Source organism: Microthrixaceae bacterium, assembly GCA_016702505.1.
Classification (GTDB): domain Bacteria; phylum Actinomycetota; class Acidimicrobiia; order Acidimicrobiales; family Iamiaceae; genus Aquihabitans.
In genome coordinates, this window is the sequence record JADJDU010000030.1 from 176,385 (window position 1) to 199,456 (window position 23,072).

Below are 23,072 nucleotides of genomic sequence, written 5' to 3' on the forward strand. Positions count from 1 at the left end.
CCGTCAGATCAATGGGGTGGCCCTTGGGAGCGGGTCCGCCGCGGCCGGTAGCGTTGGGGTCGACCACCCACCGAGACGAGTCCAAGACGATGACCACCCCCGACCTCGACACGCGCGCCATCAACACCATCCGGTCGCTGGCCATGGATCTCCCCGAGCAGGCCAGAAGCGGGCATCAGGGCACGGCGATGGCCCTCGCGCCGCTGGCCCACGTTCTGTGGACCCGGATCATGGACTACGACGCTGCGGCACCCGAGTGGTTCGACCGGGATCGCTTCGTGCTCTCGGCCGGGCACGCCTCTGTGCTGCTCTACTCGATGCTCCACCTGACCGGCTACGACGTGTCTCTCGACGACCTGAAGCAGTTCCGTCAGTGGGGTTCGCGCACGCCAGGCCACCCTGAGCGAGGCCACACCCCCGGCGTCGAGGTGACCACCGGCCCGCTCGGCCAAGGCATCGCCAACGGTGTGGGCCTGGCCATGGCCGAAGCCCACCTCCGAGCTCGCTTCTCGTCTGATGTCTGTGATCACAACACATTCGTCATCTGCGGGGACGGAGACCTGTCCGAGGGGGTCAGCCACGAGGCGGCGTCACTGGCCGGTCACCTCGGCCTGGGCCGACTGATCTGCATCTACGACGACAACCACATCACCATCGACGGACCCACCGAGATCGCACTCACCGATGATGCTCCCGCGCGATTCCGAGCCTATGGCTGGCACGTCGTCGAGCTGGGTGAGGCCGCCGAGGACCTCGACGCTCTTGAGGCTGGTATCCGGGAGGCCATGGCGGTCACCGACCGTCCCTCTCTGGTGGTGGTCCGCTCCCACATCGGCTTCCCATCACCCAAGTTCACCGACAGCCCCAAGGCCCACGGCAACCCCTTCGACGCCGAGGAGATCGCCGCCACCAAGGCCATCATGGGTCTCGATCCCGGGATGACGTTCCAGATCTCCGACGATGTAGCAGCGCTCTACCGAGCCGCGGGGAGCCGTGGTACGGCCCACCGCCAGGCCTGGGAGGCGCGCCTGTCGGCATGGGACGGCGATCGGGCTGCATTCGAAGCCGCCCTGGATGCTTCCGGGCTGGAGGGCTGGGAGAAGGCGCTTCCCACGTGGAAACCAGGGGAATCAGTCGCCACCCGGGTGGCTTCGGGTGCCTGCTTCGCCGCGCTCACCGAGACCATCCCCGGACTCCTGGGGGGCGGGGCCGACCTTTCGTCCAACACCGGCACGTTCCTTCCCGGGGCCAGTGCCTTCAGCGCTGCCGACCCGTCGGGACGACAGCTGTTCTTCGGCGTTCGCGAACATGCGATGGGGTCGATCCTCAATGGCCTGTCAGCGCACGGGGGAACCCTGCCCGTGGGAGGAACGTTCTTCGTCTTCAGCGACTACATGCGTCCGGCGGTCCGCATTGCTGCCTTGGCCGGTCACAAGGTCGTCTACAGCTTCACCCACGACTCGGTCGGTGTCGGCGAAGACGGCCCCACACACCAGCCTGTCGAGCACCTGGCTTCGTTGCGGGCCATGCCTGGGTTGCGTGTGGTGCGGCCCGCCGACGCCAACGAAACTGCGGCGGCGTGGAGGCGGGCCATCGAACTCGACGGGCCCACGGCTCTCGTCCTCAGCCGCCAGAACCTTCCGGTTTTGGCGGGCACGGCCGATGCCCCGGTCGACAAGGGCGCATATGTCGTTCATCAGGCAAGCATCACCGATGGAGATCTGCCCGATCTGGTGCTGTTGGCCACCGGCTCGGAGGTGTCGATCTGCGTGGTCGCAGCCGATGAGCTGGCAGCGGAGGGAGTGGGTGTCCGGGTGGTGTCCATGCCGTGCTGGGAGGATTTCGACCTCCAAGAAGAGGAGTACCAGGCCGAGGTGCTTCCTGCGGCGGTGCCCACGCTCGCGGTCGAGGCCGGGGCCACCTTCGGATGGGACCGTTGGGCTGACGAGACGATCGGCATAGACCGGTTCGGGGCGTCGGCGCCCGGAGGTGTTGCCCTGGCCCAGTTGGGGATCTCCCCGGCCAACGTGGCCGAGACTGCCCGCCGCCTACTCGACGCGGTGGCACCGGAATGACCCGACTTCACGATCTCTATACCCAGGGCGCTCAGAGCCCATGGCTGGATAACCTCCGCCGCGACTGGATCGACAACGGCGAGCTGGCTGGATGGATTGACAAGGGGGTCAGGGGCGTTACCTCCAATCCCGCCATCTTCCAGAAGGCCTTCACCGTCACCGATGCCTACGACAGCCAGTTCTCAGAACTGCTGGCCAGCGGCCGGACCGTGGAGGATGCCTACTGGGATCTCGTCGTAGATGACATCAAGGCCGCCGCCGACCTGTTGGCGACCGTGCATTCGGCCGCTGGAGGCGAGGACGGCCACGTATCGGTCGAGGTGGCACCTGGACTGGCCCGAGATGCCACATCCACCTTGGCAGCGGCCCGTGACCTGCACTCGAGGGTCAGCCGACCCAACCTGTACGTGAAGATCCCGGGAACGGTCGAGGGCCTCGACGCTATTCGAGACGCGATCACCGACGGCATCAACGTAAACGTCACCCTCCTGTTCAGCCTCGAGCGCTACGACAAGGTGATAGATGCCTACATGAGCGGCCTCGAAGCCATCGATGGACCCCTGGACGGTCACTCGGGTGTGGCTTCGTTCTTCGTCAGCAGGGTGGACAACGAGGTCGACCGTCTCCTCGAGGAGATCGGTACTGAGGAGGCCCGGTCGCTACGAGGACGGGCTGCGGTGGCCAACGCGCAACTGGCCTACGGGCTGTTCTGTGAACGCTTCGATACCGAACGGTGGTCCGCTCTGTCCCAGCGTGGCGCCCGAGCCCAGCGGCCGCTGTGGGCTTCGACATCGACGAAGAACCCCAGCTACCCGACCACGATCTACGTGGACACCCTGATCGCTCCCCGTACCGTCAACACCATGCCGGAGGCGACCCTGACGGCGTTCGAGGATGGCGGTACCGTCGCACGAACCGCAGACGCCGACCTCGACGGTGCCCGTCGAGTGCTCGATGACCTCGCCAGAGTCGGCGTCGATCTCGACGACGTCACCGCCAGGCTGGAGCGCGAGGGCATCGACGCCTTCGTACACGCCTTCAACGACTTACTGTCCACGCTTTCAGATCGATCCTCGACGCTGTCGGTGGCTGATGCCTGACGTGGCTGGTCTCCAGGGTGAGGTTGTGATCACCCCAGATGTGACCGGTGCCTTCGCGCAAGAGGTGGTTGCCGCCTTTGCCCGCCGCGAACAAGACACCTTCTCCCTGGCGCTCACCGGATCCGACGATGCCCGCGCCTGTTACCTGCGCCTAGCGGCCGACGCCGAAGACCTCATCGACTGGTGGAAGGTCGACATCTACTGGGCTGACGAGCGGTGCATCCCCCACGACCACGAGGATTCGAACTACCGCATGGCCCGTGAGTCGCTCTTGGACCGGGTCGGCGCCGCCAACGCCACCCACCTGATGCGTTGCGCTGAAGGCCCCGACTCATACCAGTTGAGGCTGGGGGACCTGGGCCGGCTGGATCTTGTCCACCTCGGCCTTGGAGCAGACGGACATCTGGCGGCCCTGTTCGCGGGTTCTGAAGCCCTGGACACCGATCCGGGTCGCCTGGTGTCCATGAGCGAGGACCCGTCCGGCTCGGCTCCCTACCAGCGCATGACGCTCACACCCGGGGGGCTGGCCCGTTCGAGGACCATTCTGATCACCGTCCCCGACGGAAGCCGGGCCGAGGCCCTAGCCGCCGTGGCCAGCGGGGCGGATGTGCCGGCCAGTCGCATTGACGCCGCTCACGTCCGCTGGATCGTTCACCCCGACGCCGCCGCTGGCATTCAGGCCTAGGACCCGAGCGGATAGGTCCGGTCGTCGTCGCGACCAGGTTGATCAGATCGAGGCTTCGCCTCGGTTTAGCCATGCCGTGCTTATGGGTCGGTCTGCCTATCGGCCCACCTCCTTCGGCCCGAGCTGATAGGTGAGCCGGGCCGTGAGTACGGCTAGCAGGTTGATCAGAACCGGGCGAAGTAGCGCTGGTCGATCAGCAGGGCTAGGGCGGCGTCGTCGAGCCCCTCACCGGAGGCTCGCGAAGCCTTCCAGTCGGCGATCTCATCGGCGGTAGGCAACGACAGGAACAAGCCCAGGTGGAGCACGGTCGCCTCCACCATGGCCGAGGTCCCGGCCTTGTTCTCGGACGACTCGCTGAACCACAGCACCACACCGGTGCGCGAGATGGACCCGCTGTTCAGGCGGCCCACCCAGTACCGCTGTCCGGCTTCGTCGGCCTCTCGGCCGAGGACGTTTCGGTAGAGGAGGTCCACGAACGCCCCATCGGTAGGGGCACCGAAGCGCTCCTGGAACTCGCGAGATCCCATCACCTGGGCCGCCAAGGATGCCAACGGCGCCCCCGCCTTCCGCCGCCCGGTCCAGTAGACGAGCCCACCTCGGTCGGGAGCCCGACCCAACGTCGCCAGGTACAGCCTGGTAACCGGCTGGACGGTGGAGGCACCCTCGCCGCCGAACAGTTCAGCCACCATCACCTCAGGAGTGACGGCGGAGGTCTTCAGGGCTGTCTCCCACAGAGCGATCTCCCCAGCGGTCCCCTCCCGAAAGAGCACATCACGGAACGCTTGGCGAGCGAATGGGCCAGGCCCGGCGAAGGGAGCGAAGCGAGCGGTGCCATAGCGCCGACCCCACTGCATTATCTGCTGGCGGATGCGCATCACCTTGCCGGCGTAGTCTGGGTCCGAGGCCCACACTCCAGCACCGAACTGCTCCCACGTCGGCGCCTTCCCCTTCACCTTCACCAGGTGAAACCTGGTGTCCACCAAGGGGTGAGCCAGACGGTCCTCGGTAACGGTGGGATCGGCGTACGCCCGCAGATGTTGGATCTGAGCTCGCACACCGGTGCGTGCATCTGGGAATGCCTCGGCCGTGTTGCCCCGTCGACGGCTCCCAAACCCGAGAAGTTGTTGAGCTCGGGGGGTACCCGCGCCGAGAAGGCGAAGTAGCCGGTCTCGACTATCGACTGGGCGAAGGCCACGTCGCCGGTAACCCCCTCTGCCGCGCCTTCCTCCACGTAGTACCGGGCCAACTCGTCGATTGACACCGTGGCCCGGCTGACCTTTTCCAGTGGAGCGGAACCAACCGGCCAGGTCGGACGCGGACACCACGCTTCGTCCCATCACCGGTGTTGCGGCGGCCGCCGTGGCTGGAGTCGAGAGAGGACCCAACACCGATACCAGGCCAAACCCCAGGCACAGGAGCAGGCCAGACGCGGTCAGACGGAGGCTTCGACGGCGAGAATGCATCCCACCATTGTCGGCACGAAACGCTCCGAGTCCAGTCACCGGTAACCTGCCGCCCATGTCGAAAGCTCCGGGGGCCCTGCTGAACCAGCCGCTCGCCGACCTGATGGCGCAAGCCCGCTCGATCCGGGATGCAACCTACGGGACCAGGGTCACCTTCTCACCAAAGGTGTTCATACCGTTGACGATGCTGTGCCGGGACCGCTGCGGATACTGCACCTTCGCTCAACCGCCGGCCCGACTCGACGCCCCGTTCCTGAGTCCAGAACAGATCCTGCTCATCGCCCGCCGGGGCGCGGCTGCCGGGTGCCACGAAGCCCTCTTCACCCTGGGAGAGCGGCCGGAGTTGCGCTACCCGGCGGCGGCTGAGTGGCTCGAGAAGCACGGATACGAGTCCACCGTCGACTATCTCACCGCCATGGCCCGACTGGTGGTAACCGAGACCGGGCTGCTCCCCCACGCCAACGCCGGAGCCATGTACCCACACGAGCTTCAGGCCCTCCGGTCGGTCGCCCCATCCCAGGGCATGATGCTCGAATCGCTACGAAACGACCTCGATGCCCACCGGAACTGCCCGGACAAGGAACCGGATCGTCGGTTGGCCACGATGGATGCCGCGGGCGAGCTATCGATCCCCTGTACCACCGGCATCTTGGTCGGCATCGGCGAGGACCGTACCGACCGCGTGGAAGCGCTCCAAGCCATCGCCGAGAGCCACGCCCGCTGGGGCCACATCCAGGAGGTGATCGTCCAGAACTTCCTGCCCAAGCCCGGTACGGCCATGCACCAAGCCCCGCCTTGCCCATCCGAGGATTACCTCGAGGCCATCGCCCTAGCCCGCGTCCTTTTGCCGCCCGAGATCCACCTCCAGGCCCCTCCCAACCTGTCCGACGATTTCGGGGTCCTGCTCGATGCCGGTATCGACGATTTCGGTGGTGTCTCGCCGGTTACGGCTGACCACGTCAATCCGGAACGGCCATGGCCTGCCCGGGACCGTCTGGCCGAGGTGACAGCGTCCCATGGACTCGAGCTGGCCCCTCGCCTCACCATCCATCCCCACTACGCCACCAACCTGGACCGGTGGGTAGATCCCGACCTGCACTTTGCGGTGCTCGACCGTTCCGACGCCGAGGGTTCTGGGTCGGGATGATCCCGGTGCCGTGCACCCTCAGACCATCGGCGAAGTCCGCAACGTAGGTGACGGGGCAGAGGTGGTGCTGGTTGGTCGCCGCTCCACACAGTGGTACGTGGGACTCGACACGGACCCTCCGCACCTCGTCCCCGGCGAGGCTCGGGCCTCGGGCTCGGTCGGCGAGGTGCTCGACGGGGTGAGGCAGGGTCAGTCCCCCGGCGAGGATGAAATCACCGCGCTGTTCTCGGCCCGAGGTCGGGAGGTCGCTGCGGTGGCGCAGCTCGCCGACGAGCTCAGAGCGTCCACCGTGGGAGACACCGTCACATGGGTGTCAAACCGGAACATCAACTACACCAACGTCTGCACCTTCAAGTGCCGGTTCTGCGGCTTCTCCAAGGGTCCCCGGTCGCTCAACCTCCGCGGTACCCCGTATCTGCTCACGCTCGACGACATCGCCCAGCGAACCCGCGAGGCGGTGGAGATGGGCGCCACCGAGGTATGCCTTCAGGGTGGGATCCATCCTGATTTCGACGGTGACTACTACCTGGACGTAACCCGGTCGGTCCGAGACGCTGCGCCTGACATCCACATCCACGGGTTCACCGCTCTCGAGGTCTCCGAGGGGGCTCGCCGGTCGGGCGAGGCGCTCGAGCAGTACCTGACCCGTCTGAAAGATGCCGGTTTGGCCACCCTTCCCGGGACCGCGGCTGAGATACTCGACGATTCAGTTCGTGAGGTGCTCTGTCCCGACAAGGTCAACACCAAGGAGTGGCTGGAGGTCCATCGGACTGCCCACCGTGTAGGCCTCCGCTCGAACGTAACGATCATGTTCGGATCGGTGGAGCACCCGCGCTCGTGGGCCCGTCACCTGGTGCGGACCAGGGACCTTCAGGCTGAGACCGGGGGCTTCACCGAGTTCGTGCCACTGCCGTTCGTCCACATGGCCTCCCCCATCTATCTCCAGCGCAAGGCCCGTAGAGGCCCGACCTGGCGTGAGGTCGTACTGATGCACGCCGTTGGTCGGATCGCCTATCACCGCAGCATCCCCAACATCCAGGCGTCTTGGGTGAAGCTCGGACAGGCTGGCGTTCGACAACTCCTCCAAGCCGGAGTGAACGACCTCGGCGGCACCCTGATCGACGAGAACATCTCGCGTGCCGCCGGTGCTAGCCACGGGCAGGGAATGGACTCCAGAGCGTTCGAGGAGCTCGTTGCGCCGTTGGGTCGCACGCTCGAACAGCGCTCGACCCTGTACTCACCGGTAGCGGTGGCCGCTTCTCTATGACTGGTAACGAACCAGCGTCCCCCACCGGCCCCGATCACCGCATCGACCAGGAAATAGCAGAACTCCTTCGGGTGAGCGGCACCACCTCCGACGCCGACGTCATCGAGGACATCGTGCATACCGCCGTCGAGATGGGCGGCGATCACCTACCTCGTCTCGACCTCAAGATGACCCGGGCCGTCCTGGCCGAGATGCGATCGGCATTCGCCATTCTCGCCCCCTTCGCCGACAAGCCGAAGGTCACCATCTTCGGATCGGCACGGGTGACCCAAGACGATCCGCTCTGGTCTCTCACCCGTGACCTGGCCCAGGCCCTCGCCGGGGAGGGGTGGATGGTCGTCACCGGCGCCGGCGGTGGGATCATGCACGCCGGTATGGAAGGGGCCGGTGCCGCCCTGTCCATCGGGATCAAGATCCGGCTTCCCTTCGAGGATCAGCCCAACTCGATCATCGCCCACGATCCGAAGCTCGTTTCGATGCGCTACTTCTTCACTCGCAAGGTGATGCTGGTGAAGGAGTCCTTTGCATTCGTATGCATGCCCGGCGGATTCGGCACCCTCGACGAGACCGTCGAGCTGCTCACTCTCCAACAGACCGGCAAGGCCGAGCCCACCCCGATCGTGCTCCTCGACGTCCCGGGCGGCACCTACTGGCATTCCTTCACCCGGTTCATCCGAGACGAGGTGATGAGCAGGAGGATGGTCGACTCAGATGACCTGGAGCGGGTGCTCGTAACCGACTCCGTCGAGGCCGCCCGAGCCGAGATCCTCCATTTCTGGCGCAACTACCACTCGCTGCGCTGGGTAGGAGACACCCTGGTTCTGAGGCTGAAATTCGAACCCACCTACGACGAAGTGAAGGAACTCAACTCCCGCTTCTCCTCCATGGTTGCCCAAGGTCGCATCGAACGAACCGGTCCCCTGGGTCCTGAGCGGGACTCCGCGGACGAGCTGGGTCGTCCACGAATCAAGCTCAAACTCGAGCAACGACAGGTCGGCGACCTCCACAAGCTGATTCGCGCGCTCAGCGACCTGCCTAGCGCCAACGCAGCGACCTGAGTCTGGTCGTCCCTTCGTTGTCGACCCAGGCTGACAGAATCACACCCATGTCGGGAGAGTTCGAGGAAATAAGGGGACGGCTCGAGGCGATCGCCGAGGAACTGGCCGACCTGGCCATCGTCCGGCTGCGGGAGTCGATCGATGCTGGCGGCCACGAACTACCCGTGGACGAAAAGCGTCTCACCAGGGCCCGTCGGGCCGTAGAGAAGGCGATCGTGTTGTTGAGTGAACCCGACGACGACCGGGCCTATCCGCTCGGGTCCTAATCCTGGATCCACCGATCGACCTTGGGTCGTGTTCGATTGTCCCTGGTCACCCGGGCGAATCCGGCTCTATGTGCGCCCACCATTGGTGCTCGACTGTCTGACGAGCTGAAGTCACAGGACTGGGCGGGGGTTCGGGGGCGGTTAGGTAGGGCCAAGGATGTGAGTGAGCCGAAGGCCTCCGGGAGACCGGTATTGTCCGAAGGTGACATCAACTCCGGGCGATCTTCACGAGTGGGTGTCCTTCGAGGACCCTGACGAGGACCGAACCTGGCTGTTCGATGTCACGTTTCTCACCAGCAACTGGTCGTGCATATTCGGCCGAGGTTGCAAGGGGGTACTCACCGAGGATTACAGCGAAGCGATCCAGGGCTGCTGCTCCTATGGGGCTCACTTCACCGGACCCGACGACATCGCTCACACCGAGGCCATGGCCGAGCGGCTCACCGCATCTCAGTGGCAGTTCCGTAGCGAGGGCCTGGCCCGTGGCATCACCGAGGTGAACGATGACGGCGATACGACCACCCTGCTGGTCGAGGATGCCTGCGTATTCCTCAACCGTCCGGGGTTCGATGGAGACGGACTTGGTTGTGCCTTCCACCACGCCGCGCTCGCGGCTGGGGAACGCCACCTCGACTGGATGCCCGAGGTCTGCTGGCAGCTACCGCTCCGACGGGTAGACGAGACCGACGAGCTGGGCCACGTCACATCGACGGTGCGGGAATGGAAGAGGCGAGACTGGGGCGAAGGAGGCCATGAGTTCCACTGGTGGTGCACCGAGGGGCCCGAAGCGTTCTCGGGCGCTGTGCCCGTTTTCGAGGCACTCTCAGATGAGCTGCGCGAGATGGTGGGAGACGTCGCCCACCAGGCCATCACCGAACACCTGAGGAGTAGAGCCTCGGTCCGGACAGGTGAGGTGTACCTGCCCCATCCCGCCATTCGCCGCTAGGCGCTCATGGCGAGAGGGCTTTTCGCTCAACGCTTCAGGCGTCGGCGATCCTGCTCCTTGAGTATCCGCTTGCGGATGCGGATGTTGGACGGCGTCACCTCGACAAGCTCATCCTCGGCGATGAACTCGATGGCAGACTCCAAGGTGTGCACCTTGGGCGGGACGAGCTTGATGGCATCGTCGGCGGCGTGGGTCCTGATGTTGGTCTTCTGCTTCTCGCGGACGCAGTTGACGATCATCTCATCGGGCCGGCTGTTCTCACCGATCACCATGCCTTCATAGACGGTGACGCCCGGTCCGACGAACAGCTCTCCTCGGGTCTGGAGGTTGTCGAGGGCATAGGCGGTGGTGGCCCCAGTCCGGTCGGCGAGCATCGCACCGCCTTGTCGGTGAGGAAGCTCCCCCACCCATGGGGTCCACCCGGCGTGGTGGGTGTGCAGCAGTGCCGTGCCCCGCGTAGCCGTCAGCAGTAGACCGCGGAACCCGATCAGACCGCGCGCCGGAGCCTCAAAGGTGACCACGGTGCGGCCGGTGTCTCCGGGACGAAGGTCGGTGACCCGTCCCTTACGAGGGGCCAGCGCCTGGGTGACCGTTCCTACGTGGTCTTCGGGGACGTCACATACCCCGCGCTCGAGCGGTTCGTGACGCTTGCCGTCGATGTCTTTGACGATCACCTCGGGTCGGCTGGCCTGCAGCTCGTAGCCCTCACGCCGCATCGTCTCGATCAGCACCGCCAGCTGGAGCTCGCCACGACCGGCCACCTCGAGCACGTCGGGCGAATCGGTGTCCTCCAAACGAATCGATACGTTGCCGAGAACCTCCCGCTCGAGACGCTCACGGAGATGGCGGGAGGTGAGGTACTTGCCCTCCTTGCCCGCCAATGGAGAGGTGTTCACGCCGAAGGTCATCCGAAGGACGGGCTCGTCGACGCTGAGTCGCTCGAGCGGCTCGGGTGTGGCCGGATCGGCGAGAGTGTCGCCGATCTCCACCTCGGGGAAACCGGCCACCACGAACAGGTCGCCGGCAACCAGCTCCTCCACATCTTCCCGGCCGATGCCCGAGAAGCCCATTAGCCCGGCCAGCTTGCGTTCGACCGGGCGGGACCCTTCGAGCACCTCTTCGTCGAGCAGGGCCACCCGCTCGCCCTTGCGCAACTTGCCGCGTACCACCCGACCGATGGCCAGGCGCCCCAGGTAGTCAGAGGCGTCGATGTTGGTCACGATTGCTTGAAGAGGACCCTCGGCATCCACGGTCGGGGCCGGGACATGATCGACGATGCACTGGAGAAGGGGGGTCAGGTCGGCATCGTCTCCAGGCATTCCCACACCGACGACGGCCTTGGAGTCTCGTGCGATCGCCGAGATGATCGGGAACTCGATGTCCTCGTCGGTGGCCCCCAGATCCATGAACAGCTCGTAGACCTCGTCGAGAACCTCCTCAGGTCTGGCGTCGGAGCGGTCTACCTTGTTGATGACCAAGATCGCCGGAAGGCCAGCGGCCAACGCCTTGGACAACACGTAGCGGGTCTGTGGAAGTGGCCCTTCGGCGGCATCGACCAGAAGTACCACGCCGTCCACCAGCGCCAGTGAACGTTCCACCTCACCACCGAAGTCGGCGTGACCAGGCGTGTCGACGAGGTTGATCTTGATGTCACCCCACTGAACCGATGCCGCCTTGGCCAGGATCGTGATCCCTCGTTCCCGTTCCTGATCGTTCGAGTCCATGACCCGGTCGACCACCGCTTGGTGGGCGCCGAAGACGCCGGTGGACCGAAGCAACGCATCGACCAGGGTGGTCTTGCCATGATCGACGTGAGCAACCAGGGCGACGTTACGTAACGCAGCGAACGACACTGTGGGGAACCTTTCGGCGGGAGAGCAACACCCCGCCGATGGAGGGGTTCTACGTGATGGCGGGGTCGTCAGCCCCAGGCGTCGGATTCTGACGGCGACGAGTCGACCAGGCACCAGGACGCGTGGTCATGGCCAGGGTCAGCGCCGCACTCAGGGCACGACTGCTCGTCGGCTCGGTCGAGGATGTCGTTGAACGACGGCTCCGACGACCGCTTCAGAGCGCGTGCTTCTTCAAATCGGCGATGACGACCCTTTTTCACTGGGCCACACTCCCGAGAGACGATCCAATCCGGCTGCCAAGTGTAGCCGGGCGACACCACTGCAATGCACGTTGGGCTCCAACCGTTGACCACCAACGGTCCCCGGTCAGTCCGACGGGCCCCGATCCTCCAAGATCAGGTTCCCGTGACCGTCGAAGGCAAGCGCGGCCCGACCTTCGACGAGGCTACGAATGCGGTCACCCACCAGATCGGCGCGCCAGCCCGACCGGAGTCTGCAGGCCGGGTCACCGGCCAGGAGAGTCTCGATGTCGTTGCGGGTGGCGATCAGGGACGTCTCGATCTCCATCTCTCTCGACAACTGCGACACCCACGCCGAAACCAGGCCTACTGCGGGCCTCAGGTGGCGATCGAGGTCGTGGCGAACATGGGGCTCTCGGGCAACGGGCTTCCCGGTGCCCTCGGCTACCGCGGCGAGGATCGCCTCACCAATGCGGCCTCGCGCCAGCTTCTCGTCTACCCCACGCACTCGGGCCAGGTCCTCTGCGGTTCGGGGCTTGCGCTGGGCGATCCCCATCACGGCCATGTCCGACAGAACGAAGCGGACCGGTTGGTCGACCTCCATCGCTCGCCGTTCTCGCCATGCCGCAACGGAACGGGCGACCGCGGCCTGTTCACCTCGAAGGGTCCGGGCGTCCTTGATCCGACGCCAGGCATCGTTCGGCTCCCGAACGATTCTGCCGCGGGCCCGCAGCAGCTCGCACTCACCCTCGTACCACTCACTTCTGCCCTTGGCGTCCAGATCCGCGACGAGCAAGCCGCGCAACTCCAGGAGGTGATCCACATCGGACACGGCATAGGTGCATTGGTCGGTGCCCAGCGGGCGACGCAGCCAGTCGGTCAGGCGATCACCCTTGGGCAGGTGAACTCCGAGCAGTCGTTCGACCAAAGAGGACAGGGACGGCAGGGAATGACTCAAGAACCCAGCCGCCAACTGGGTGTCGAAAAGGCTCGTCGGTATTACGCCACAAGCCAGGTCGAGTACTTCCAAGTCTTGGGTGGCCGCGTGCATCACGACCACGGCCGGTCCGGTCAGAGCCCGGGCGAACGGCATCATGTCGACGGCCAAGGGGTCTATGAGCACCCGCTGATCGGCCCACGCCACCTGCACCAGGGCAAGCTGAGGGAAGTAGGTCTTCTCCCGATGGAACTCGGTGTCCACCGCGAACGCATCGACTTGGACCAACTGGTCCACCAACTCGTCGAGCAAGTCCCCGTCGTCAACCCAGCGCACCCCCGGCGGTAGGCCGGTCCGACCTGCCGCCCCTCCGTCTGATCGCGACAGGCCCACGATCAGAGGCCAGGATCTTCGCCGACCACCACCGGGTGACCAGCTTCGATCCACGCCATGGTGCCGCCGGCCACATTCACGGCGTCGATCCCCAGCGTTCGCAGGTGCTCGGCCGCCTTGTGGCTTCGACCCCCCGAACGGCAGATGATCAGTACCTGACCCGTGGCGGACACCTCGTCGGAGCGCTCCACCACCTCACCCAACGGGATGAGCACTGCACCGGGCACATGGGCCTCGACATACTCGTGGACTTCGCGGACGTCGATCACCGGGCAGCCCTCAGCCCGGCGCCGGGCGGCTTCGACAACATCGATCTCGGGAACGGTCACTGGCTCTCCATGGTCGGCGACCCGGCGGGTCGATGGGTCCACTCTAGGAACGGCGGCAGGACAAGGCGGGGTTCGGGGGCCGAGCCCCTCTGTGGCGGAGTCCAGGCTCAGCTATCGCGGTATCGCTCCAGATCCTCGGGCGTGTCGAGGTCGGTCAGTTCCGCACCGGGACGCTCCACGGCGATCGTCTTCAAGGTCAATGCGTCGAAGGCTCGCCTACGTCCCGAATCGACAAGTGCGACCAGCGCCGGCCCTGCCGAGGACAGCCAGGCCGAGGGAAACGGGTTCACTTCGCCACCCTCAGAGACGACTGCGGCTCCCAACGCGGCTTCGTGCGCCGCAGCAGCCCGAAGAGCCGCCACTAGGCCCTTGATCGTCGCCGGCGTCACCGCGGGCTGGTCGCAGGCGGCCACCACGACGATCTCGACCCCGGCCGAGGAGGCCCCCCATGCCACCGCCGACGCAAGACCACCCAGAGGTCCTTCTCCGGGCCATCGATCAGGCACCACTTCGAGGCCGAGCTGTGTACCCACCTCGGGGTCACCGCCGACCAGAATCACCGGTTCCAACCCCGCTCGGGTCAGGACTCCGGCAACCACGCCAGCCATCGGGTCGGCTCGGGGTTGGGGGGTGAGAGGCACAAGTGCCTTGTTGGTGCCCATCCTCTGGCTCCGACCACCGGCCAAGATGGCACCGATCACCGACCCGGACCCCCCAGCCGATGTGACCCCGGGAACGGTCAAACCACTCCGCCGTAGCTGGGTGCAATTCCGCGACTCTCTCCGTGGTCGTCAACCGCGTCGGCTAGATCGCTGAGGAACTCCTCGACCACCGTCGCGTGGTAAGGCGAAACCATCAGGTGCAACCCTCCCTGTTGCCGATCCAGGTTCCACCCTCGGTCGTCCATCACATCCCCGATGGCTCCGATGTCGAGCTTGTCCGAACCGAACTCGAACAACGACATGTCAGGGGCATGGGTGATCCGCATGCCTTCGATGGCGGCGATCCCCGTCCGGAAGCGGGCCGTCGTATCCCTGACGGTCTCGGCCAGCCGCATGTAGCCGTCGACTCCCAAGTGGTTGATAGCGGCCCAAGCACCCGCAATGGGGGCCGCCGACCGTGTACCCGCCGAAGTGCCCGACGCATAGAGCCCTCCGGGCCAATCGTCGTACCAGAAGAACTGATGGGACAGCAGGTCTCGGGAGCGGTAGAGCACCACCGACGCACCCTTGAACGTGTAGCCGTACTTGTGGACGTCGGCCGATATCGACGTGACGCCCGGCACTCTGAAGTCCCACGGGGGCACCGGCTCGCCCAGCCGCTCCCACCATGGCAGCAACCATCCTCCGAGGCATGCGTCGGTGTGGAAGAGGATTCCGCGCCCCGCCGCCAGCGATGCCAGTTGCTCGATGGGATCGATGACCCCGAACGGATAGCACGGGGCCGAGCCGACAACCAGTCCTGTCCGTTCTGTCATCGCATCGGCCATGGCAACGGGGTCCGCCCTTCCCCCGGGGTCGACTGGCACCCTCACGTGCTCGATGTCGAGGTACTTCGCCGCCTTGGCGAATGCGGGATGTGCGGTGGCAGGAGTGAGGAGCTGTGGTTCGGCGATGCCCCGTACCGCGCGAGCATGATCCCGAGCGGTCTGCACCGCCAAGAAGATGCTCTCGGTGCCGCCAGAGGTCATCGAGCCGGCATCTGGTGAGGTGCCCATGAGATCGGCAGCCATGGCGATCACGTCGAGCTCCATCTGCAAGACGCTCGGGTACTTGAACGGGTTGAGGGCGTTGTCGTGCAGGTAGCGCAGACCGACCTGTTCGATCAGGTGCTCATGCTCATGATCGCCAACGTTGTAGACGAGGCTGAACGCCCGGCCTCCCCGCCAGTCGATGTCCTCGGAATGACGCGCCTCGATGTCACCAAGTAGTTCGGCGGCATCGCGTCCACGTTCGGGGATACGGGCGTGCTCGTTCATGGCGGCAAGCTATCCGCCCAGCCGGTTCCGATCTTCGAACACCGCCACCGCGCCCCTCGACCTATCAGAGCTGTTCGAAGTTGCGGCGAAGCTCCCAGTCCGTCACGGCACGATTGAAGGCAGCCCATTCCTGCTCTGCCGTGTTCAACAGGTGATGGTGCACCTCCTCGCCGAAGGCCCACCGAGCCACCTCGGAGTTGGCGAACAGTTCGATCGCCTCCACCAGCGTCGACGGAATGTGCTCGACGTTGGGATCGGTGTAGGCGTTGCCCACGAATGCATCGCCAGGATCCAGCTTGTTCTCCAGACCCCACAAACCGGCAGCGATGACTCCGGCGAAGGCGATGTAGCTGTTCACATCGGCCCCAGGGATGCGGGACTCGACCCGATAGGCAGGGCCATGACCGACCAACCGCAAACCACAGGTGCGGTTGTCGAGACCCCACGCCACCGCGGTCGGTGCCCAGGAGTCGGGCTGGAACCGCTTGTAGGAGTTGACGGTCGGGGCGAACAGGAGGCTCAACTCTCGCGATGCATGGACGAGACCTCCGAGCCAGTGACGGAATGTTTCCGACATGTGGTGAGGGCCCGACTCATCCCACATGAGGCTGTTGGCGTTGTCTGCGTCCCAGACGCTGGAGTGGATATGGCATGAGGATCCGACCTCGGCCATGTCGTACTTCGCCATGAAGGTGATGGATCGACCGTTCTGGTCGGCGATCTCCTTGGCCGCGTTCTTGTAGACAGTGTTGCGGTCGGCCATCTCCGTTGCCGTGGCATAGGCGAGGTTGATCTCATGCTGACCCTTGCCTGCCTCTCCCTTGGAGAACTCGACGGGAACCCCTGCCCCCTCGAGTCCGTTACGGATCTGGCGGATCAGGTATTCGTCTCTGGTGGTCTGGAGGATGTGGTAGTCCTCGACCACGTCTGAGTGCGGGATCAGGCCCTTGAATCCCTTGGCCGCGGCTTCGGCGTAGGTGTCCTTGAACAAAAAGAACTCCAACTCTGCGCCGATGTTGACGGTGAGCCCGCGACTGGCCGCCATCTCCTCCATGCGTTGGAGGATGCGTCGAGGCGAGACCTCGATCGGTTGGCGGCTGCCCTCATCGACCAGGTCGCACAGGACCAGTGCCGTCTTCTCCAGCCACGGCACCATACGGATGGTGGAGAGGTCGGGCACCGCCGAGAAGTCGCCATAGCCCTGTTCCCAGTTGAAGGCCCGGTAGCCCGGGAGCGGGTTCATCTCGACGTCGACAGCCAGCAGGTAGTTGCAGGCCTCTACCGAGCCCTCGGCCACCCGCTCCAAGAAGAAGGTCCCCGTGACCCGCTTGCCGACCAGTCGGCCTTGAAGGTCGGGGAACACGACGAGAACGGTGTCCACCGTGCCATTGGCGATCGAGGCTCGAAGGTCCTCGAGGGTCACTCTCACCCGTTCCAACGCATCTCTCCCTGTTTGGCGACCACGTGACACTACGACCCCAGCCGCATCGGCGAGACCAACGGTGTGGGTCGGCTCGTCTATCGGCACGCCTCCTGAGGTGGATCCTCACTATCTACCGGCGATGACCGACAGGTTCATCCGATGTCCGACTCGTCCCAAGCCAGCGAGCGGCCCTGCATCGACAACAATTCAACCCCGGAAAGCACCGGCACGGCCCCGGCGCCGCGCAACCGCAAGCTCTCCCCCAGCGACCGGCCGTACGTCTTGGTAGCGCTGGCCGCCACCGCGGTCGCCCTTTTCCTTGCTCCTACCGCATGGCGGCCGTTCTCGTTCGAACCCCTTGCTCGTTCGGCCCTGCTTACCGCAGTCGCCCTCCCGGCAGTGCTGAGGGTGATGCGGCCGGGTCGGTGGATCGTGGTCGCGGCCATCTTGCTGGTGTCGGTACCCGTGGCCCGGGAGGTACACCAGAACTTCACCAATGACACGAAGTTGCCGTGGACGCGCACCCACGACGGTGGAGTAATCGCCACCCGGGCTGCGGCGCGGGAGGTGATGGCGGGACGTAACCCCTACGCCGCCGACTATCGGGAGGAGCTGCCCGAGTGGTGGCGCACCCTGGGGGTGGACGACAAACCCAGCGTGAACCCCCTGGTACGTCATTACCCCTACTTGCCTGGCTCGTTCCTGGTCCAAATCCCTGCCCTGGCTCTGGCCGATCTGGCCGGGTGGACGTGGGATCCCAGACTTTTCGGGCTGACCCTGCTGGCAGCGACGATGGCCTTCTACGCCCGCCGCCCCGAGGCTCCATGGGCCAGGGCTTCCGCAATCTTGACTATGGGGTGTTCGTTCACGGTCTTGTTCGCGTCCTGGGGACGGAATGACGCCATACCCTCAACCCTCTTCGTGCTCGCGTGCTTCTCCGCCATCAGCCGGCCCCGTCTGGCAGGCCTGATGCTCGGCCTGGCCATTTCGTTCAAGTTCTTGTTCCTCGTCGCCCTCCTGCCGTTGGGCTGGTGGGTCAGAGACCGTGCCGGATCTGCTGGGCTGAAACGGCTCTGGACCATGCCTGCCTTCCTGGCCGTGACGATCCTGCCGTTCTTCGTCGTCGACCCATCGGCATTTGTCGAGGACACACTGCTGTTCAATCTCGGCCTGACCGATCTGGTCTATCCCGCCAGCGGAATCGGCCTACCCGTTCTGGCCCCCGGAGTCTTCCATGGGCCGGTTCTGGCAGGATCCAGCCTGCTGATCGAGGCGGCTGCGTTCACCATCCCGGTACTCATCGCCCGACGGGCAGGTCGCCTGACCGCAGTTCCGGTGGCTGCCTCCGTTGGCCTGTTCCTACTCGTCCTCCCATCGCGCACGTTCCAGCACGACTACTTCGGCTTCCTGGTGGTCCTGGCCTCGACCCTTTGGCTGTACCTGGACCACCACGACCCCGACCCCGACCTTCCAGCCCCTCAATGGGAAGCGAGCGGATAGTCGAGCTGCCCGCACTCACATGGCATGGCAGAGCCGAGACAGAGCCTCGGTCTGACCAACTTGTAGGCCGACGAGCAAGACCCGACGCTGTCTCACCTCCCGAGTCTGGCTGCAGGCTCGGGAGGTGAGACACGTGTAGCTGTCGCCGATTGCTCCCATCGGACAGTCTCGGCGACCGTCGCCCGGAGCTGGTCAGTGACGTCCAGCCGTCACTCGGGCGTGGTGTAGGCGGCGGTGATGCCACCATCGATCAGCAACGACTGACCCGTCATGTAGCTGGAGTCATCCGACGCGAGGAACAGCGCCCCGTTGACCATCTCCTCGGCCTCTCCGAACCGCCCCATCGGGATGTGGACCAGCCGTCGGTTCCTGCGCTCATCGGTGTTGAGGTACTGCGCCAAGAGCGGGGTGAGCACCGGCCCTGGGCACAGCGCGTTTGCCCGAATTCCCTGACGGGCGTAGATGACCGCGATCTCCCGGGTCATGGACAGAACTGCGCCTTTCGAGGTCGTGTAGGCGAGTTGTGGAGTTGCCGCCCCGAGGTGGGCGACAAAGGAGGCCACGTTGATGATCGACCCGCCACCGCTGTCCAACATCGCCGGGATCCCGGCTTTGCAGCACAGCCACAGCCCCTTGACGTTCACGTCCATCGTGAGCTCCCAGGTGGACTCTGGCGTCGAGACGGCATCGTCGTCGTCGCCCAGGCTGACGCCAGCGTTGTTGTAGAGGACGTTCAGGGCGCCGAACGCTGACATGGTTCGGTCCACTGCGTGGTGGACGGCATCGCTGTCGCGAACGTCGGCCGCCACCGCGATCGCCTCGCCCCCCGCGGCGCGGATCGCCTCGACGACATCCTGTTTCTCCTCGGTGTCGACGACGGCCACCCTTGCCCCTTCTGCCGCGAACTTCTCAGCGGCGACGCGGCCCATCCCTCCCCCGGCTCCGGTGATCAGCGCGACTTTGCCCGAAAGGCGATCCATTGTTCCTCCGATGAGTGGGTCTCACTGACCCGGCTAGCTCCGGACAGACGCCGGAGCGGACTCCGTATGATGCCCTCTCGGCCGGGTTCCCGGTCACCTCAGGCAACCAGACCGTGGAGCAACCACCAATGACCGAACACCTGATCATCTCCGGCGAGCGGGTCCCGGCCCAATCAGGCGAGACGTTCAACGTGACCGAACCGGCCACCGGCCAGGTCCTCGCCGAGGTGGCCAAGGCTGGGCAGGCCGATGTCGACCTTGCCCTGGCCGCCGCGCACCAGGCTTTCGCCGACGGCCGGGGAACCTGGGCACGAACGAGCGCTACCGAGCGCGGACGGGTCCTCCAGCGGGTCGCGGCGCTGATTCGCGAGCGTGAAGACCTACTGGCCATCGCCGAGACCCGCGGGGCTGGTCATCCGATCGGTGACGCCCGCTGGGAGGTAGGTGCAGCCGCAGCGACCTTCGAGTACTACGCCGGCGCTGCCAACAAGCACATGGGTTCAGTGGTCCCCGTCCAAGATGCCGGACTCGACGTCGTACTCCGCGAGCCTGTAGGGCCGGTGGCGCTCATCGTTCCCTGGAACTTCCCGCTCCTCATCGCCTGCTGGAAGATGGCACCAGCTCTGGCGTGCGGCAATCCGGTTGTGCTCAAGCCGGCGTCGCTCACCCCCCTGACCGCACTGTTGCTCGGTGATGTTCTGGTCGACGCTGGTGTCCCGCCTGAGCAGGTGCACGTCCTGCCCGGCCCAGGCCGGATCATCGGTGATGCCCTGGTCGGAGACTCCCGGACGGCCAAGGTGTCCTTCACCGGTGAGACCTCCACGGGGGCTTCGATCCTCAAGACCTCGGCCGACCACATAGCGAGGGTCTCGTTGGAGTTGGGCGGCAAGTCGGCGGCAATCGTGTTCGCCGATGCCGATGTGGACGCAGCCGCCGCTGACCTGCCCATGTCGGTCTTCGGCAATTCCGGTCAGGACTGCTGTGCCCGTAGCCGGATCCTGGTTGAGCGTGCCGTCTACGACCGCTTCGTTGATGCCTTCTGCCAGCGGACCTCCAGCATTACGGTCGGAGACCCACTCGACCCGGCCACGGAGATGGGCCCTCTCATCTCTGATGGCCAGAGGCAGGTCGCGCTCGACTACATAGGCGTAGGCACCGGTGAAGGCGCCCGCCTGGTGCAGGGAGGTGAGTCGCTCGCCGTCGATGGATACTTCTTGACCCCAGCGGTGGTGGCCGACGTCGACAACTCGATGCGGATCGCACGCGAGGAGATCTTCGGCCCGGTAGCGTCGATAATCCCCTTCGATGGCGAGGACGAGGCGGTTTCCGTCGCCAATGACAGCGATTACGGACTATCTGGATCGCTGTGGACCGGATCCGCGACCAGGGCTATCCGGGTGGCCAAATCGCTACGGACGGGCACGCTGTCGGTCAACTCCAACCGGTCGGTTCGAGTCGAGGCCCCCTTCGGCGGGTTCAAGCGATCCGGGCTCGGACGCGAACTGGGAATGCACGCCATGGACGCCTACACCGAGGTCAAGAACGTCTTCTTCGCCGAGTAGCACGAGATGGGGGTGACCCAACTCGGGCTACCTCCGACTTTGGTCCCCAACGAATGTCGAAAAGCACAGAGGGGCCGGGTCCAAAGGACCCGGCCCCTCTGACTACTTTCCCATCGGGATCAGATCAGTTGCTGGCGCCCGAGATGGAGCTGCCCACGGTGTTGAAGTTCGAGGAAGCCTTGCGACCCAAGAACGACACGGCCACGATGCAGACCACGGCGATGAGGGCAACGAGAAGGGCGTACTCCACGAGGGAGGCGCCACGCTCGTCGTCACCGAAGCGGGCACGGACGTAAGAAGCGAGGAACTCGTAGCTGCTGAGCATTGGGGATTTCCTTTGGTGTTGGGGGGAGCGACCAGAGGATCCACGCTGAACCTCCGGACTGGTTGTGCGCTATTTCTCGGACGAAGCGCCCAACACCTTGAGCGGAAAAGCACAGAACGGCCGGGCCCCGAAGGACCCGGCCGTTCAGATCAGTTCCCCGAAGGGATCAGATCAGTTGCTGGCGCCCGAGATGGAGCTGCCCACGGTGTTGAAGTTCGAGGAAGCCTTGCGGCCCAAGAACGACACGGCCACGATGCAGACCACGGCGATGAGGGCAACGAGAAGGGCGTACTCCACGAGGGAGGCGCCACGCTCGTCGTCACCGAAGCGGGCACGGAGGTAAGAAGCGAGGAACTCGTAGCTGCTGAGCATTGGGGTGTTCTCCCTGTTAGAAACGGATGTCGCCTCCCCTGGTGGGGCGGCTGCTTGCTGTCCCTAGATGTTTCGGCGCATGCCCACGAACATGAATAGGTCATTCGGCCCCTTCTGGGACCTTCGTCACTTTCTGTGGAACCGAGCCACCACGAAATTGCCCGTAAGGACCCGAGCCGAACTCTCGACGGCTTCACTCCTTGCTGCATCGAATGTTCGGAGCAGGGATAACGTCGCACTGTGCCCTCCAGTAGCTGGTCCTTCCTCGATCACCCTGGCCCCCTCGCTTTTGCCCACCGGGGTGGGGCAAGTCGCTGGCCCGAGAACACCATGCCAGCTTTCGAAGGTGCTGTCGCTCTCGGGTACAGGTACCTGGAGACCGATGCCCACGTGACCTCTGACGGGGTATGCCTGGCCTTCCACGATGACCACCTGGATCGGGTGACGGACAGAACCGGGACGATCGCCGAACTGCCCTACAGATTGGTGCGGGAGGCAAGGGTGGACGGCCGTGAGCCGATCCCGCTGCTCGAGGATCTGATCGCGTCGTTCCCCGACACCCGGGTGAACATAGACCCCAAGCACGATGCTGCGGTCGAGGCAGTGGCTGCCGTCATCAGGCGAACGGGTTCCACCGGTCGGGTATGCCTGGGCTCGTTCTCAGACGATCGCCTTGCTCGCCTACGCGCCATGCTCGGCCCGGGGCTGTGCACCTCACTGGGCCCACGGGGCGTGGCTCGCCTGCGCGCCGGGTCGTTCGGTCTTCCGATCGGTGACCTCGCGGGGGCCTGCGTCCAGGTCCCTCATCGGGTTAAGGGTGTCCGCCTCGTCGACGACCGATTCGTGTCCCGCGCCCATGCCGCGGGCCTTCAGGTCCACGTTTGGACTATCGACGACGAGAACGAGATCAACGAGCTCCTGGACCGGGGTGTAGACGGGATCATGACCGACCAGCCCTCGGTGCTGAAGGCGGTTCTCGAGTCGCGCGGCTCTTGGTACTGAGCGCGTCGCCGTATCCCTGGCTGAACAGAGCCGGTAGCGGGCGAGCCCAGACCACTAGCACACCCCAGCCTGTGCCTCTTTTCACTCGGTTGTCGCCGTAGGTCGTAAGGCCCGACTAGCTCAAGCGGATGGACACCCCGCCGATGGCACCCGTATACAACACACGGGTCAA

Annotated in this window: 20 protein-coding genes and 1 pseudogene; 10 read left to right on the top strand and 11 right to left on the bottom strand. The window is 65.2% G+C overall.

Annotated features, from left to right (window positions below; all coding sequences use genetic code 11):
- Positions 1-89 precede the first annotated feature (89 nt).
- Genes tkt through IPG97_18040 form a run of 3 tightly spaced genes read left to right on the top strand, consistent with a single transcriptional unit; the run spans position 90 to position 3,860 of the window.
- Positions 90-2,075, top strand: coding sequence for a transketolase (gene tkt / locus IPG97_18030; protein MBK6858390.1), 1,986 nt, complete (start codon positions 90-92; stop codon positions 2,073-2,075).
- Complete coding sequence (tal, locus tag IPG97_18035; GenBank protein MBK6858391.1) at positions 2,072-3,175, top strand: transaldolase; 1,104 nt, start codon at positions 2,072-2,074, stop codon at positions 3,173-3,175. Before tkt ends, tal begins: the two co-directional genes overlap by 4 nt.
- Positions 3,168-3,860 (top strand): 6-phosphogluconolactonase, encoded by a 693-nt coding sequence (locus IPG97_18040; GenBank protein ID MBK6858392.1) that lies wholly within the window; start codon positions 3,168-3,170, stop codon positions 3,858-3,860. Before tal ends, IPG97_18040 begins: the two co-directional genes overlap by 8 nt.
- Before the next feature lie 164 nt (positions 3,861-4,024).
- Here IPG97_18040 and IPG97_18045 read toward each other — a convergent pair whose 3' ends face one another.
- Entirely contained in the window at positions 4,025-4,819 is a 795-nt protein-coding gene (locus IPG97_18045; protein MBK6858393.1) for a DUF4214 domain-containing protein, read from the bottom strand.
- Positions 4,816-5,121, bottom strand: coding sequence for a glucosaminidase domain-containing protein (locus tag IPG97_18050; protein ID MBK6858394.1), 306 nt, complete (start codon positions 5,119-5,121; stop codon positions 4,816-4,818). The genes IPG97_18045 and IPG97_18050 overlap by 4 nt, the downstream gene beginning before the upstream one ends.
- 305 nt (positions 5,122-5,426) lie before the next feature.
- Between IPG97_18050 and cofH the strand changes: the two are divergent.
- From cofH to IPG97_18070, 4 genes and pseudogenes are all read left to right on the top strand, one after another.
- Positions 5,427-7,737: pseudogene (gene cofH, locus IPG97_18055) on the top strand (5-amino-6-(D-ribitylamino)uracil--L-tyrosine 4-hydroxyphenyl transferase CofH).
- Positions 7,734-8,795 carry a TIGR00730 family Rossman fold protein gene (locus IPG97_18060; protein MBK6858395.1) on the top strand — a complete coding sequence of 354 codons (1,062 nt, stop codon included), beginning with the start codon at positions 7,734-7,736 and terminating at the stop codon, positions 8,793-8,795. The pseudogene cofH and the gene IPG97_18060 overlap by 4 nt, the downstream one beginning before the upstream one ends.
- A gap of 47 nt (positions 8,796-8,842) precedes the next feature.
- Positions 8,843-9,061 (top strand): hypothetical protein, encoded by a 219-nt coding sequence (locus IPG97_18065; protein ID MBK6858396.1) that lies wholly within the window; start codon positions 8,843-8,845, stop codon positions 9,059-9,061.
- Positions 9,062-9,263: 202 nt separating this feature from the next.
- Positions 9,264-10,007, top strand: coding sequence for a hypothetical protein (locus IPG97_18070; GenBank protein MBK6858397.1), 744 nt, complete (start codon positions 9,264-9,266; stop codon positions 10,005-10,007).
- A gap of 26 nt (positions 10,008-10,033) precedes the next feature.
- Here IPG97_18070 and typA read toward each other — a convergent pair whose 3' ends face one another.
- From typA to IPG97_18100, 6 genes are all read right to left on the bottom strand, one after another.
- Positions 10,034-11,860: a translational GTPase TypA gene (gene typA, locus IPG97_18075; protein ID MBK6858398.1), complete on the bottom strand. Its 1,827-nt coding sequence runs from the start codon at positions 11,858-11,860 to the stop codon at positions 10,034-10,036.
- Between the two features lie 366 nt (positions 11,861-12,226).
- Positions 12,227-13,372 carry an HRDC domain-containing protein gene (locus IPG97_18080; GenBank protein MBK6858399.1) on the bottom strand — a complete coding sequence of 382 codons (1,146 nt, stop codon included), beginning with the start codon at positions 13,370-13,372 and terminating at the stop codon, positions 12,227-12,229.
- A gap of 59 nt (positions 13,373-13,431) precedes the next feature.
- Positions 13,432-13,743, bottom strand: a complete 312-nt coding sequence (locus IPG97_18085; protein ID MBK6858400.1) for a rhodanese-like domain-containing protein — start codon at positions 13,741-13,743, stop codon at positions 13,432-13,434.
- 122 nt (positions 13,744-13,865) lie between these two features.
- Positions 13,866-14,420 carry an NTP transferase domain-containing protein gene (locus tag IPG97_18090; GenBank protein ID MBK6858401.1) on the bottom strand — a complete coding sequence of 185 codons (555 nt, stop codon included), beginning with the start codon at positions 14,418-14,420 and terminating at the stop codon, positions 13,866-13,868.
- A 77-nt stretch (positions 14,421-14,497) separates the two neighbouring features.
- Complete coding sequence (locus IPG97_18095) at positions 14,498-15,736, bottom strand: aspartate aminotransferase family protein (GenBank protein MBK6858402.1); 1,239 nt, start codon at positions 15,734-15,736, stop codon at positions 14,498-14,500.
- 64 nt (positions 15,737-15,800) lie between these two features.
- Positions 15,801-17,174, bottom strand: coding sequence for a glutamine synthetase (locus IPG97_18100; GenBank protein ID MBK6858403.1), 1,374 nt, complete (start codon positions 17,172-17,174; stop codon positions 15,801-15,803).
- Positions 17,175-17,318: 144 nt separating this feature from the next.
- Here IPG97_18100 and IPG97_18105 point away from each other — a divergent pair, with 144 nt between their 5' ends.
- Positions 17,319-18,659 carry a hypothetical protein gene (locus IPG97_18105; protein ID MBK6858404.1) on the top strand — a complete coding sequence of 447 codons (1,341 nt, stop codon included), beginning with the start codon at positions 17,319-17,321 and terminating at the stop codon, positions 18,657-18,659.
- A 209-nt stretch (positions 18,660-18,868) separates the two neighbouring features.
- Here IPG97_18105 and IPG97_18110 read toward each other — a convergent pair whose 3' ends face one another.
- Positions 18,869-19,639, bottom strand: a complete 771-nt coding sequence (locus IPG97_18110; GenBank protein ID MBK6858405.1) for a glucose 1-dehydrogenase — start codon at positions 19,637-19,639, stop codon at positions 18,869-18,871.
- Between the two features lie 128 nt (positions 19,640-19,767).
- Between IPG97_18110 and IPG97_18115 the strand changes: the two genes are divergently transcribed.
- Positions 19,768-21,201, top strand: a complete 1,434-nt coding sequence (locus IPG97_18115) for an aldehyde dehydrogenase (GenBank protein ID MBK6858406.1) — start codon at positions 19,768-19,770, stop codon at positions 21,199-21,201.
- Between the two features lie 124 nt (positions 21,202-21,325).
- Here IPG97_18115 and IPG97_18120 read toward each other — a convergent pair whose 3' ends face one another.
- Together IPG97_18120 and IPG97_18125 are read right to left on the bottom strand one after the other, a co-directional pair.
- Positions 21,326-21,526 carry a Flp family type IVb pilin gene (locus IPG97_18120; GenBank protein ID MBK6858407.1) on the bottom strand — a complete coding sequence of 67 codons (201 nt, stop codon included), beginning with the start codon at positions 21,524-21,526 and terminating at the stop codon, positions 21,326-21,328.
- A gap of 171 nt (positions 21,527-21,697) precedes the next feature.
- A complete protein-coding gene (locus tag IPG97_18125) occupies positions 21,698-21,898 on the bottom strand; it encodes a Flp family type IVb pilin (protein ID MBK6858408.1) in 201 nt (66 codons plus the stop codon).
- Positions 21,899-22,138: 240 nt separating this feature from the next.
- Between IPG97_18125 and IPG97_18130 the strand changes: the two genes are divergently transcribed.
- A complete protein-coding gene (locus IPG97_18130) occupies positions 22,139-22,900 on the top strand; it encodes a glycerophosphodiester phosphodiesterase (GenBank protein MBK6858409.1) in 762 nt (253 codons plus the stop codon).
- Positions 22,901-23,072: the final 172 nt, after the last annotated feature.